The organism is Dongia sp. (assembly GCF_041909655.1).
Taxonomy (GTDB): domain Bacteria; phylum Pseudomonadota; class Alphaproteobacteria; order Dongiales; family Dongiaceae; genus Dongia.
In genome coordinates, this window is the sequence record NZ_JAYRDA010000006.1 from 339,601 (window position 1) to 352,268 (window position 12,668).

General features: G+C 62.0%; 11 protein-coding genes. 9 read left to right on the forward strand and 2 right to left on the reverse strand.

From position 1 onward, the window contains the following. The first annotated feature begins 116 nt into the window (after positions 1–116). From ACE3PR_RS14830 to ACE3PR_RS14860, 7 genes are all read left to right on the forward strand, one after another. Positions 117–1,055, forward strand: a complete 939-nt coding sequence (locus ACE3PR_RS14830; RefSeq protein WP_374373383.1) for an ABC transporter substrate-binding protein — start codon at positions 117–119, stop codon at positions 1,053–1,055. 77 nt (positions 1,056–1,132) lie between these two features. After that, positions 1,133–2,173, forward strand: a complete 1,041-nt coding sequence (locus ACE3PR_RS14835) for a glycine betaine/L-proline ABC transporter ATP-binding protein (RefSeq protein ID WP_374373385.1) — start codon at positions 1,133–1,135, stop codon at positions 2,171–2,173. Further along, positions 2,170–4,146, forward strand: a complete 1,977-nt coding sequence (locus ACE3PR_RS14840; RefSeq protein WP_374373387.1) for an ABC transporter permease — start codon at positions 2,170–2,172, stop codon at positions 4,144–4,146. The genes ACE3PR_RS14835 and ACE3PR_RS14840 overlap by 4 nt, the downstream gene beginning before the upstream one ends. 42 nt (positions 4,147–4,188) lie before the next feature. Then, complete coding sequence (locus ACE3PR_RS14845) at positions 4,189–4,995, forward strand: DeoR/GlpR family DNA-binding transcription regulator (protein WP_374373389.1); 807 nt, start codon at positions 4,189–4,191, stop codon at positions 4,993–4,995. 35 nt (positions 4,996–5,030) lie between these two features. After that, a complete protein-coding gene (locus ACE3PR_RS14850; protein WP_374373391.1) occupies positions 5,031–7,463 on the forward strand; it encodes an FAD-dependent oxidoreductase in 2,433 nt (810 codons plus the stop codon). A 114-nt stretch (positions 7,464–7,577) separates the two neighbouring features. Further along, positions 7,578–8,510, forward strand: coding sequence for a phosphotransferase (locus tag ACE3PR_RS14855; RefSeq protein WP_374373393.1), 933 nt, complete (start codon positions 7,578–7,580; stop codon positions 8,508–8,510). Between the two features lie 112 nt (positions 8,511–8,622). After that, complete coding sequence (locus ACE3PR_RS14860) at positions 8,623–9,885, forward strand: hypothetical protein (protein ID WP_374373395.1); 1,263 nt, start codon at positions 8,623–8,625, stop codon at positions 9,883–9,885. Here the strand turns inward: ACE3PR_RS14860 and ACE3PR_RS14865 are convergent. Together ACE3PR_RS14865 and ACE3PR_RS14870 are read right to left on the reverse strand one after the other, a co-directional pair. Next, positions 9,882–10,238 carry a hypothetical protein gene (locus ACE3PR_RS14865; RefSeq protein ID WP_374373398.1) on the reverse strand — a complete coding sequence of 119 codons (357 nt, stop codon included), beginning with the start codon at positions 10,236–10,238 and terminating at the stop codon, positions 9,882–9,884. The genes ACE3PR_RS14860 and ACE3PR_RS14865 overlap by 4 nt on opposite strands. A gap of 72 nt (positions 10,239–10,310) precedes the next feature. Continuing rightward, on the reverse strand, positions 10,311–10,742 hold the full coding sequence (locus ACE3PR_RS14870) for a hypothetical protein (protein WP_374373400.1): 432 nt from the start codon (positions 10,740–10,742) through the stop codon (positions 10,311–10,313). Positions 10,743–11,029: 287 nt separating this feature from the next. Here ACE3PR_RS14870 and ACE3PR_RS14875 point away from each other — a divergent pair, with 287 nt between their 5' ends. Next, a complete protein-coding gene (locus ACE3PR_RS14875; protein WP_374373402.1) occupies positions 11,030–11,434 on the forward strand; it encodes a SirB2 family protein in 405 nt (134 codons plus the stop codon). A gap of 21 nt (positions 11,435–11,455) precedes the next feature. Continuing rightward, the gene (locus ACE3PR_RS14880) at positions 11,456–12,646 is read left to right on the forward strand and encodes an NnrS family protein (RefSeq protein ID WP_374373405.1); all 1,191 of its coding nucleotides are present in this window, start codon (positions 11,456–11,458) and stop codon (positions 12,644–12,646) included. Positions 12,647–12,668: the final 22 nt, after the last annotated feature.

The window sequence follows — 12,668 nt, forward strand, 5'->3', positions numbered from 1 at the left end:
AAGCCCTGTGGATAAGGTTTCAGACCAAACAGAACGCCCCGATTAACGGGGGGTCAACCTTAGACAGGAGGTTTGCGATGTTAGAGACGTTCCGCCGTGGAGCGGTCGCTGCCACAATGGCCGTAGGGCTGGGCGCCAGCCTGATGACGATGCCGGCTTTCGCGCAATCCGTGCCGGAGAGTCCCGACCCGATCAAGATTGCCATGTTTGATTGGACCAGTGTCAACATCAACGCCACGATCCTGGCGCAGATCCTGATCGCCCAGGGTTACAATGTGGAAATGGTGACGTCTGATTATCTGTCGTCGCTGCAGACCGGTTTGCAGACCGGCGATCTCACCATCGCTCTCGAATATTGGGACACGACCGCCGGCGAAGCCATGGCCGCGGCCGATGCCAGCGGCAAGACCGAACGCCTCGGCGCGCTGGGGCCGAAGGCCAAGGAAGAATGGTGGTACCCGCTTTACATGAAAGAGAAATGCCCGGGCCTGCCGAATTGGGAAGCGCTGAAGGATCCTGCCTGCGCGGAAGCCTTCTCGACGCCCGAGACGGCACCCAAGGGACGCTATGTCGGCGGTCCGGTCACCTGGGAAGGCTTTGATGACCAACGCGTCGAAGCGCTGGATTTGCCCTTCGAAGTGATTCATGCCGGCACCGACGCTGCCATGTTCGCGGAACTGGAATCGGCCTATCAGCGCCAGGCGCCGGTGATGGTCTGGGTCTATAGCCCCCATTGGGCACCGGCCAAGTACAAAGGCGAATGGGTCGAGTTCCCCGAATACTCGAAGGAATGCTACGAGGATCCGTCCGTCGGCGTGAATCCCGACCTTGCCTATGATTGCGGCAAGCCCTTTGGCGAGATCTGGAAATATGCCTGGGCCGGGATGAAGGAGAAGTGGCCGGTCGCACACAAGATCGCCACCAATTACTCGATCAGCGCCGACGATCTCAATGCGCTCTCGGGTCAGGTCGATCTCGAAGGCAAGCCGATCGAGGATGTGGCGGCGGCATGGATCGCTGCCAATCAGGACAAGATCGCGTCCTGGGCCAAGTAAGTTGCCGATGATGCCAGCCGCGCCGATGCGAAGAGTATCGGCGCGGCTATTTCCAATTCAATCATGAGACGGGACCGATGACCGAGGTCGCTAGGGTGAAGCTCGCTTGCCGCGGCGTGTGGAAGCTGTTCGGGCGGGGGGCGGAGACCTATATGGCGGCGAAGCCGTCGCCCGAGGCCCTGACGTCCGAGGCTTTGGCGGAGGCCGGCTTGATGGCCGGCGTCCGCGATGTATCCGTGGAAATCGGTGAAGGCGAGATCTTCATCGTCATGGGGCTGTCGGGCTCGGGCAAATCGACCTTGCTTCGCTGCATGTCGCGCCTCATCGAACCCAGTGCCGGCGAGGTGCTGCTGGAGGGCAAGGATCTTCTGAAGGCCGGCGAGGCGGAATTGATCGATATCCGCCGGCACAAGATGGGCATGGTGTTCCAGCATTTCGCCCTGCTGCCGCATCTCACGGTACTCGACAACGTGGCCTTCCCGCTGGCGATCCAGAAGATCTCCAGATCGGAACGCGAGCAGCGGGCGCGCGAAGTGATCGAGCTGGTCGGACTCGGCGGGCGCGAGGGTGCCTATCCGCGGCAACTCTCCGGCGGCCAGCAGCAGCGCGTCGGCATCGCACGGTCGCTGGCCGTGAAGCCGGAACTCTGGTTTCTCGACGAACCGTTTTCGGCGCTGGATCCGCTCATCCGCGGCGAGATGCAGGACGAGCTCATCCGCCTGCAGCGCGTGCTCAAGAAGACCATGATCTTCGTGACTCATGATTTCGACGAGGCGATCAAGCTCGCCGATCGCATCGCCATCATGAAGGACGGCCGCGTCATCCAGATGGGCACGCCGGAAGAACTGGTGATGCGCCCGGCCACTGATTATGTCGCGGCCTTCACCCGCAATGTGCAGCGCGCCAAGGTGCTGACCGCGCGCAGTGTCATGGGGCCGGTCAACGGCGTCGCTGCGATCGGCCAGGTGAACGCCGCCGACAAGATCGCCGATGTGGCGCCGATCGTGATCAATGCCGGACGGCCGCTGGCGGTTGTCGACGAGGCGGGAGCTGTGATCGGGACGCTGGCGCCGCAGGCGGTGATCGACACCCTGATCGGCCGGGACGGCCGCGCATGACCGCGCTGGCGCTCAGGCTGGGGAGCGTGCCGCGCGCCTATTTCTGGCTGCTGTGGCTGGTCCTGGGCGTGGCCGCCATCATTTTGTGGACACATCCTGAAATCGCCAAGGGATTGGTGAAGTATCCGCGCGGCATGGTGGTTCCGGTTGCGGCGTGGATGAACGACCTCAAGGCTGCCTCTATCGAGCAAATAATGCCGTTCACGCGTGCCATAGCCGCCGTGATAGATCTGCCATTCCGGCTCGTCACCGCGCTTTTGGCCAAAGGCTTCACTAATATAAGTCAGGACGTAATCTTTCCGCGCCTTTCCTGGGTCGGAATTATCGGTGCGATGGCCATCGCCGGCTATGCGCTGGGTGGCTGGCGAACCTCGGTCCTGAGTTTTGCCTGCTTCTTCTACATTGCAGTCATCGGCAAATGGGACAGCGCCATGCTGACCCTGGCCTCGGTGGCGCTCTGTGTGCCTATCGGTATCGTGTGCGGCCTTGTTTTTGGAATCATGGCATTCCGCATCAAATGGTTTGATGATTGGTTCATTCGGCCTTCGCTCGACGTGGCGCAGACCATGCCGGCTTTTGCCTATCTGGTTCCGGTCCTTCTCCTGTTTGGCTCCGGTCCAGTCCCGGCAATGGTGGCGACGGTGATTTTTGCGACGCCGCCAATGGTGAGGGCGACCAAGCTTGCACTCCAGCAGGTGCCCGAAGAAATCACCAGTATGGCCGAAATGCTGGGCTGCACCCGCCGCCAGCGTCTGTGGCGGGTAATGATCCCCACGGCCAAACCCCTGCTGATGGTCGGTATCAATCAGGTCATCATGATGACCCTTAACATGGTCATCATTGCATCGATGATCGGCGCCGGTGGACTGGGGTTTGACGTCCTGACATCGTTGCGCCGGCTCGATATCGGGCCGGCGATGGAAGCCGGCATGGCCATCGTCGTTGTGGCCATCGCCCTCGACCGGATGAGCCTCGCAGCAGCTCAGAAAGAGCGCCGTTTCAGCCGTGTTTCCGGCGCCACCTGGCGGCAACGTCACCCCTTTGTGGTGCTGGCTGTGATATGGCTGGTGGTAACGACCCTCGCGAGCTTCGCATTCCCGTCATTCGAATCCGTTCCCGATGCCCTGACGTTTTCGACGGGGAAACAGATCGACGATATGGTCGGCTGGATCGTGCGTAATTTCTATGACGTGATTGAGGCCATCAAGGTTTGGATCCAGGTCAACCTTCTCAATCCCCTTAGAAACTTTCTGCTGGAACTGCCATGGGTCATCGTTGTCGCAGCCACGGGATTGCTGGGCTTCCAACTCGGTGGCTGGCGCCTGGCCGGTCTGGTTCTGCCAATGATTCTTTTCCCGGCTGTTGTCGGATTATGGAAGGAGACCATGTTCTCGGTCTATCTGTGCTCGATCTCGGCCTTTCTTTCGGCATTGATCGGGATACCAATAGGCGCCTGGGCCTCGACGCGGGAGATGGGACATCGCGTGGTAACGGCCGTCATTGATACACTGCAGACCATACCCAGCTTCGTCTTTATCATCCCATCGGTGATGCTGTTGGGTATCGGTGAAGTGAGTGCGATGATCGCCGTTGTGCTCTTTGCCGTGGCAGCGGCAATTCGCTACACCGATCATGGCCTGCGCCAGGTGCCGGGGCATTTGATTGAAGCTGCTGTGGCCATCGGCTGTACCAGGCGACAAATCTTTTGGCGCGTCAAGCTGCCGCTGGCCATGCCGGAAATCATGCTCGGCATCAATCAGACTCTGCTGATGGCACTGGCCATGCTGGTGATCACGGCCATGATTGGCACGCGGGATCTGGGGCAGGAGGTCTTCTTCGGTCTTGCCAAGGCGGATGTCGGGCGGGGCATGACGGCCGGCTTCTGCGTGGCTTTCCTTGGTATCGTTGCCGACCGGTTGATCGTCGCCGGGGCGAAGCGGGTGCGCCAGCGCCTCGGGCTGCCGGACGAATAGGGCCGGAACGTGGTAAGCTCGGCGCTGGTCAAGAATCGAGATATGGATATGGGCAAGGAAATCGGGACACTGTCCGACCTCAGGCTGAATGCACGCCAGGCGCGCATTCTGGAGGTGCTGCGGCGCGAGCATGTTCTTGCCGTGACGCATCTGGCGGAAATTCTGGATGTGTCGGGCGAGACCATTCGCCGCGATCTGCGCCTGTTGGGCGCCAAGGGGCTGGTCGAGAAGAGCCACGGCAATGTGCGCTGGCGCGACCGCAGCGAGGATCAGCCCTTGCAGCGCCGCATGCTGGATAACATGGCGGCGAAGCAGGCCATCGCCGCCGCCATCGCGGACGAGATCAGCGACGGGGAATCGATCTTTCTCGATACCGGGTCCACCAACAATTATGTGGCTCAGGCCCTGAAGGGGCGGCACCATCTCACTGTGGTGACAAATTCGGCGCCGATTGCCCAGCACCTTTCGACGGGCGAGGGGAACCGGGTCTATCTGGCCGGGGGTGAGCTTCGTGCCGATGACAGTGCCGCCTTCGGCCCGGCGGCGATCTCGTTCCTGCAGCAATTCATGGTCAAGACCGCGATCATCAGTGCTTCCGGCCTCGATCCCAAGCTCGGCGTTATGGACAACCATCTCTGCGAGGCGGAAGTCTCGCGCTCGGTGCTGGGGCATTGCGAGCGTGTCATCGTCGGTGCGGATCACACGAAGTTCGACCGACGCTGCCTGGTGGCGGCCCTCGCTTTGGGCGATGTCGATCTCCTGGTCACGGATCAGCGGCCCGCCGGCGAATTGGCCGCCGCCCTCGAGGCGCAGGATGTCGAAATCCTGGTCGTCGAGCCCCGCGGATAATCCTTCAGCCTCATTCAACACGGACGATATCTTTCATGAGCGACGTTGCGACCGGCCGGCTTCATGCCGAAATCCTCATCATCGGCGCCGGCATCATCGGCTGTTCGATCGCCTATCACCTCACGCGCATGGGCAAGAAGGATGTGGTGATCCTGGAGAAAAGCGGGATTACCCATGGCGCCACCTGGCATGCGGCAGGGTTGGTGGGGCAGCTGCGCTCCTCGCGCAACGTGACGCGCATGCTGCGCCATTCGGTCGAGCTTTATGACCAGCTCGAGGCCGAGACCGGCATGGCGATCGACTGGAAGAAATACGGCAGCCTGCGCCTTGCCTGCTCGCCGGAACGCGAGATGGAGAACAAGCGCTCGCTCACCATGGCGAAGAGCTTCGGGCTGGAGATGAGCGAGCTGTCGCCCAAGGAAGCGCAGGATCTTTTCCCGATCATGAGCACGGAGGATGTGCGTTCGGCGGTCTATATCCCATCTGACGGCTATATCGATCCGGCCGGCGTCTGCCAGGCCCTGGCCAAGGGTGCCAAGGACAAGGGCGCCCGGATCGTTGTGGGCGCCCGTGTCACCGCCATCAAGGTCGAGAACAGGCGCGTCATTGCCGTGGAGACGGAGGAAGGGAACTGGACTTGCGATCTCCTGGTCAATTGCGCCGGCATGTGGGGGCACGAGATCGGCCAGATGATGGGCGTGCGGGTGCCGAGCTTCGCGGTCGAGCATCAATATCTCATCACCGATCCCATTCCCGACGCCCCCAAGCGCATGCCGACCATGCGCGATCCCGATCACCTGGTCTATTACAAGCCCGAGGTCCGCGGCATCGTCATCGGCGGCTATGAGCCAGATACCTTGCCCTTTGCGCCCGGCGGCATCCCGCGGCACTTTGCCCAGGAGCTCTTGCCCGGCAATTTCGAACGCTTCGAGATGCTGGCGAAACTGGGTGGCAAGCGCACGCCGATCATCAACACCGTGGGTGTCCGGCAACTCATCAACGGCCCCATTCCCTATTCGGCGGATTCCGATTTCGTGATGGGGAAAGTGCCGGAGCTCGACAATGCCTTCGTCTCGGCGGGTTTTCTCTATGGCATCGCCGCTGGGGGCGGGGCCGGGCGGATGATGGCGGAATGGATTATCGACGGAGCCCCCAGCCTCAATCTCTGGCCCCTGGATGTGCGCCGCTTCAATTTCCATCATAACACGCGCCATTTCATGTATCCGCGCGCGGTCGAGCTCTACGGCCATCATTACAAATTGCATCGCCCTGGCGACGAGCACGAGACCATGCGCGGCATCCGCCGCTCGCCGCTTTATGAGACGCTCAAGAGCCGTGGCGCCGTGTTCGGCTCGCGCGGCGGCTGGGAGCGACCGAACTGGTTCGCGCCCAAGGGTGTCGCGGCCAAGGACGAACCGGCTTTCGACCGGGCCAAGACCAATTGGTTCAATGCTGTCGGTGCCGAACACAAGGCGGTGCGCGAGAACGTCGCCCTCATCGACCAGACCTCGTTTGCCAAATTCGAAGTGATCGGCAAGGGTGCCGAGGCGGCACTGCAGAGGATCGCCGTTTCGGATATGGCGAAGCCGGTGGGCAGCACGATCTATACACAGCTCTGCAACGAGAAGGGCGGGATCGAATGCGATCTTACCTTCTCGCGTCTTGCCGAGGACCGCTATTACTTCGTCACCGGCAGCGCCTTCGGTCTTCATGACCGGCAATGGATCGAAAGCCATCTGCCACGCGACGGCTCGGTACGGATTGTCGATGTGACCTCGGCCCGCGCCGTGATCAATCTCTGCGGTCCCAAGGCGCGCGCAGTGCTGGAAAAGGTCGTGGAGGAGGATGCCTCCAATACGGCCTTTCCGTTCTCGACCTGCCGCAATATTACCCTGGGCGCGGCGCCGGTGCTGGCGATCCGCATCGGCTATGTCGGTGAATTGGGTTGGGAACTGCACGTACCGACCGAATATGCGGGCCATGTTTATGAGGTGCTCCGTGAAGCCGGCGACGCATTCGGCATCCGCGATGTCGGCTACCGGGCGATCGACTCCCTCCGGATGGAAAAGAACTATCTCTATTGGTCGAGCGACATTACGCCGGATTACACGCCCTATGAGGCGGGCCTGGGTTTTCGCGTCAATCTGAAGAAGGGCGATTTTATCGGCCGCGATGCGCTCCAGCGCCAGAAGGAAGCCGGCATCCGGCAGAAGCTCTGCACCGTCACCCTGGAGAAGCCGCTGCCACTCTATGGCGGCGAGGCGGTGATCCATGACGGCAAGGTCGTGGGCGTGACCAGCAGTGGCAATTTCAGCCACACCTTCGGGAAGTCGGTCGCCTATGCCTATCTGCCGATCGAGCTCGCAGGCGTGCAGGGCTTCACGATCGAGGCCTTCACGGAGCCCTCGCCGGCAACCCGTCATGACGGCGCGCTCTATGATCCGAAGAACGTGAAATTGAAGGCGTAGTAGTTTCTTGTCATGGCCCGCTTTAGGCGGGCCATCCACGAGTTCATGAGCGACTGACGAAAGAAACTCGTGGATCCCCCGGCCAAGCCGGGGGATGACAGAATAGGAGGCGATATGACCGACGCGGATGACCGGCAGGTGATGGAGCAGGCGATGCGGCGGATTCCGCTGCTGGCGGGTCTCGGCGTCGACGATGTCAGTACCGCGCGGCTGGGCGGTCTTACCAACAAGAACTTCCTGCTGGGAACGCCGAAGGGAAAGTTTGTCCTGCGCATCCCGGGGGAGGGGACCAGCGAATATATCTCGCGCGCCAACGAGGCCCATGCCGCCCGCATGACGTCCGAAATCGGCGTAAACGCGCCCTTGCATTTCTTCGACGAGAAGGACGGCGTGCAGCTTGCCGGTTTCATCGAGGGTGCCGCCACGCTGAATGCCGAGCGCTTCAGGGATCTGGGCGCGGTCAAGCGATCGGCCGAGAGCCTGCGGCGCGTGCATGAGAGCGGCAAGGTTTTCCGCAACCGCTTCGAACTCTTCCAGATGATAGACGACTATCTCGACATTCTGGCGAAGAAGGATGCGCCATTGCCGGATGGCTATCACGATGTGAAGCGCGAGGCCGAGGCGGTGCGAAGCGCCCTCGCGGCACGCAAGCTGCCCTCGGCGCCCTGCCACTGCGATCCGCTGGCCGAGAACTTCCTCGATACCGGCACCAGAGTCTATGTGATCGATTGGGAATATGCCGGCAACAACGATCCGATGTGGGATCTGGGCGATGTCTCGGTCGAGGCCGGCTTCGGTCCAGACCAGGACGCGGCTCTGCTCGAGGCCTATTTCGGCGGCCGGGTGCCGGTAGGTGAGGCGGGGCGCATGGTTCTCTACAAGGCGATGTGCGATCTCCTCTGGACGCTCTGGGGCATCATCCAGCATGTGAATGAAAACCCGGCGGATGATTTCTGGGCCTATGCGGTGAACCGCTTCGAGCGCTGCAAGAAATTGATGGGCTCGGCGGCATTCGGCCACGCTTTGCAGGCCGCCCGTGACGGTTAGTCGCCATTCCATCCGTGCAAGGCTGGGGATACGTCAACAGGGTTGCCTTTGAGGGGGCATTCTGGTCCCTATGACGCCCTGGAATTTTCGTGCTTCAAGGAGTTTGCCGGATATGGATGACAGCGTTTCGCCGCGCAAGGCCGCGATCGCCGCCCGTGCCTATGGGGACGGCCTGTTGATCGAAGATGCGCCGCTCATCGGCGTCATCGACATGGATGCGTTCCGCCATACCATCGACGATCTGCGCGCGTCGTTCCCGAATTTCTTCCGCCATGCCTTTGCCGCCAAGGCCAATACCATGCCGGCGATTCTGAAATTCATCCGCGGCGCCGGCATGTCCTGCGAGGTGGCGAGCCCCGGCGAGTTCGAGGCGGCCGTCGCCGCCGGTTTCGAGGGCGAGGAGATCGTGTTCGATTCCCCCGCAAAGACGCGCTGGGAAATCGACGCCGCCTTGAAGAGCGGTGCCACGCTCAATATCGACAATTGGCAGGAGCTGACGCGCGTCGACGACTGGATGGGGAAGGGCAAGTCACGCTCGATCGTCGGCATCCGCGTCAACCCGCAGGTCGGTGCCGGCGGCATTGCCGCCATGAGCACGGCGACGCGCACCTCGAAATTCGGCATCGGCCTGGAAGACGGCGACAATCGCGAATTGGTGATCGCGGCCTATGCGGCGCGGCCCTGGCTCACCTGCCTCCATACCCATGTCGGCTCGCAAGGCTGCCCTCTGGAATTGATCGCCGCCGGTATCGCCAAGACTTATGCGCTGGCTGAGGAGATCAACGAACGCCTGGGCCGCAAGCAGATCACCACCCTCGATATCGGTGGCGGCCTGCCGGTCAATTTCGAGAGCGACAAGATCACGCCGAGCTTCAAGGATTATGTCGCATCCTTGCGCGCCGGCGTGCCGGGCCTGTTCTCGGGCGAGTTCAAGGTGGTGACCGAATTCGGCCGTTCGGTCCTGGCCAAAGCAGGCTTCATCCTGGCGCGGGTGGAATACACCAAGGAAACCGGCGGGCATCCCATCGCCATCACACATGCCGGCGCCCAGGTGGCGACGCGCACGGTCTTCATGCCGGAACTTTGGAAAATCCGCGTCAGTGCGCTGGATGGCCAGGCGCGGCCGAAGAAGGGCGAGCGTATAGAGCAGGATGTGGCCGGGCCCTGCTGCTTTGCCGGCGACATCGTCGCCCATGCGCGTCCATTGCCGCTGCTGGAGCCGGGCGATTTCGTGATGCTGCACGATACCGGCGCCTATTATTTCTCGACGCCCTTTGTCTATAACAGCCTGCCCGCCATTCCAGTCTATGGCGTGAGCGGGCCGGACGATGCGCTGAAGGTCGAAGCGCTCCAGCAGGGGCACGCGCTCGTCTAGCGGGCGACGATCACCAGGCCGGTGACGATGAAGGCGATGCCGATGGCATGACGCCAACCCAGCGCTTCGCCGAAAAACGCGGCCGAGGCGATCGGCACCAGCGCGAAACAGAGCGCGTTGAAAAGGATCGCGGTCGAGAGCGGCACGCGCTGCAGGATGGCGACCCACAGGAAGGTCGTGACGCCATAAAGAACCAGCGCCGCCCACAGCCAGCCATTGAAGATCAGATGCCGCAGATCGCCGATGCCCGAGACCATGGCACTGCCCAGCGCCGCTTTCTTGAACAGCAACTGGCCCGAAGACAGCATGACGACATAGAGGGCGAGGGCCGCCCACATTTCCTTGGCAATCATGTCGTGTCCGTTCCCCGCCCGTTGATGGGACGATTCTGACGGATCGCTACCCATCCGGCAAGGTGCGGGTGCTTACATCGTGGGCGAGGTATTCGCCGGAACGTTGGCGGAGAGGGGGGCGCAGGCCTGCAGCGCGCGTTCCACCCTGTGCCAGTTGTCGCGTGCCATGTCGGGGAAGACGCCGCTCACCTGATGTTCCGGCCAATAGAGATCGCCGTTATAGAACTTCACCAGCGATTTCCCGTTGGGATGTGGTTCCACCGTGATGAAGGCGATGAGGCCGCCGCGCGGCGCATAAAGGCTGATCTCCGATTTCGGGCCGAATTGCTGCAGGTCCGGATAAGTCCCGGGAAATTCGGTGGCCAGAGCCTCATTCATGCAGCCCGACATCACCATCGGCGGCTGATCGATGCGGGCGGTCACGTCCGGCTTTGCCAGCAGCGCGGTCGACGTGCAGGCGCCCAGGATGAGGGCGGCGGCGAGGGGCAGCAAGGAATGGCGCATGGCGAGGGCCTTTGAAACGGGGTCAAAACCTGCCTTTCTTCAAGCACGCCCTGTGCCAAGCGGTGCATGCCGGGGCGGATCATCTATCCTATTGATTATAAGTTGAATTATTGCCCTGGAACGGGCGATTGCCAGACTGGCTTCCCGGCAAGGACGGCCGGCTCGGCAGAGTTGGCCGGGAGCGACCGGCGCATTTGACGCAGGTCGCCCTGGTTGGCGTTGGCCGGCCAATAATATACATATTAGATGAATGTTTTAGATGACCCGTGTGCGCTCAGGTAGGGCTGATGACCGATCTCTATCCCGAGATCCGATGGCTGCACATTGTCGCCGTGATCATGAGCGGCAGCCTCTTCACCTTGCGTGGCCTGGTGCTCAATGCCGGCGGCGGGGGCTGGGCCATGGCGGCACCCCTGCGCTATCTCAGCTATGGGATCGATACCCTGCTGCTCGCGGCGGCGGTGATGCTGATGGCGATCACGCAGCAATATCCAGGCGGCCAGGATTGGCTCAGCGTCAAAGTCGCTTTGCTGGTTGTCTATATCGCGCTCGGCAGCTTCGCGCTCAAACGGGGCCGGACGCGTAGCACGCGTCTCGTCTGCTTTACACTGGCGCTGCTGGTCTTCGGCTTCATCATCGGCATTGCCCGGACACAGGATCCGCTGGGTGTGCTCAGTCCCTTCATCTCCTGATCCCGAAATGGGTGATCCGCCATGAGTACCCTCACCATGCACGATATTACCGAGCCGCGCGCCAACGAGTTTCTCAGCCACGGTTTCCGCCCTTTCTTCCTGCTCGGTGCCTTATGGGCGATGGGCAGTCTCGTCCTCTGGATTCTCGCTTTTGCCGTCGGGATCGAGATTCCCAGCCGGTTCGATCCGATGAGCTGGCACATCCATGAAATGCTGTTCGGCTTTGTCATGGCTGCCATTGCCGGATTTCTGCTGACGGCCATTCCCAACTGGACCGGCAGATTGCCGGTCAACAACGCACCGCTTGCCGGGCTCGTCACTTTGTGGATCCTGGGGCGTCTCGTCACCCTGTTCTCGGCGGCGCTGCCGGCCTGGCTCGCCATCGCCGGTGATCTCGCCTTCCCAGTAGTGTTGATCGCGGTGGCCGCGCGCGAGATCGTGGCCGGGCGCAACTGGCGCAACCTGTTGATGCTGGTGCCCGTCAGTCTCTTCGGTCTTGCCAATCTGCTGATGCATGTTGAGGCCATGGGATTCGATGTTGCGGCCGGCATCGGCTGGCGCCTGGGGCTTGGTGCCGTCATTGTGCTGATCGCGATTGTGGGCGGTCGCATCATTCCCAGCTTTACCCGCAACTGGTTGGCGAAGCGGCCGGGCGTAAAACTGCCCGCACCTTTCGGCTGGGTCGATCGGGTGGCGCTGCTGGCGACCGTACTTGCCTTATTGTGCTGGGTGGTTCAGCCGGATTTCTGGGCCGTCGGTCTGGTGCTACTCGCCGTGTCGGCGCTTCATTTCTGGCGGCTTTCGCGTTGGCGGGGCGAGGCGACGCTGGCCGAGCCGCTGCTGGTCATTCTTCACGTCGCCTATGCCTGGCTGCCGATCGGCATCGGGCTGCTGGGCCTCTCCGTGCTCGATCTCGGCGTGCCGCAGAGTGCGGCCATCCATGCGCTGACGGCGGGGACCGCCGCCACGATGATCCTCGCCGTGATGACGCGTGCCACGCGCGGCCATACCGGCCGCGACCTGGTCGCGGACCGCGCCACCAGCTTCGCCTATCTCTGCATCAATCTCGCCGCCCTGACGCGGGTGATCGCGGCCCTCGCCACGGATTGGACGATGCCGCTGCTCGATGTGTCGGCGCTACTCTGGGTTGCTGCGTTCGCGCTCTTCGTCATTGCCTATGGCGGCATGCTGGTCGGGCCCAGGAAGCGATAGCCGTCAAAACGAAACGCGCCGG

Coding starts and splice junctions, on each gene's coding strand:
- ACE3PR_RS14830 (WP_374373383.1), top strand. CDS start 117: ATGGCCGTAGGGCTGGGCGCCAGCCTGATGACGATGCCGGCTTTCGCG.
- ACE3PR_RS14835 (WP_374373385.1), top strand. CDS start 1,133: ATGACCGAGGTCGCTAGGGTGAAGCTCGCTTGCCGCGGCGTGTGGAAG.
- ACE3PR_RS14840 (WP_374373387.1), top strand. CDS start 2,170: ATGACCGCGCTGGCGCTCAGGCTGGGGAGCGTGCCGCGCGCCTATTTC.
- ACE3PR_RS14845 (WP_374373389.1), top strand. CDS start 4,189: ATGGATATGGGCAAGGAAATCGGGACACTGTCCGACCTCAGGCTGAAT.
- ACE3PR_RS14850 (WP_374373391.1), top strand. CDS start 5,031: ATGAGCGACGTTGCGACCGGCCGGCTTCATGCCGAAATCCTCATCATC.
- ACE3PR_RS14855 (WP_374373393.1), top strand. CDS start 7,578: ATGACCGACGCGGATGACCGGCAGGTGATGGAGCAGGCGATGCGGCGG.
- ACE3PR_RS14860 (WP_374373395.1), top strand. CDS start 8,623: ATGGATGACAGCGTTTCGCCGCGCAAGGCCGCGATCGCCGCCCGTGCC.
- ACE3PR_RS14865 (WP_374373398.1), bottom strand. CDS start 10,238: ATGATTGCCAAGGAAATGTGGGCGGCCCTCGCCCTCTATGTCGTCATG.
- ACE3PR_RS14870 (WP_374373400.1), bottom strand. CDS start 10,742: ATGCGCCATTCCTTGCTGCCCCTCGCCGCCGCCCTCATCCTGGGCGCC.
- ACE3PR_RS14875 (WP_374373402.1), top strand. CDS start 11,030: ATGACCGATCTCTATCCCGAGATCCGATGGCTGCACATTGTCGCCGTG.
- ACE3PR_RS14880 (WP_374373405.1), top strand. CDS start 11,456: ATGAGTACCCTCACCATGCACGATATTACCGAGCCGCGCGCCAACGAG.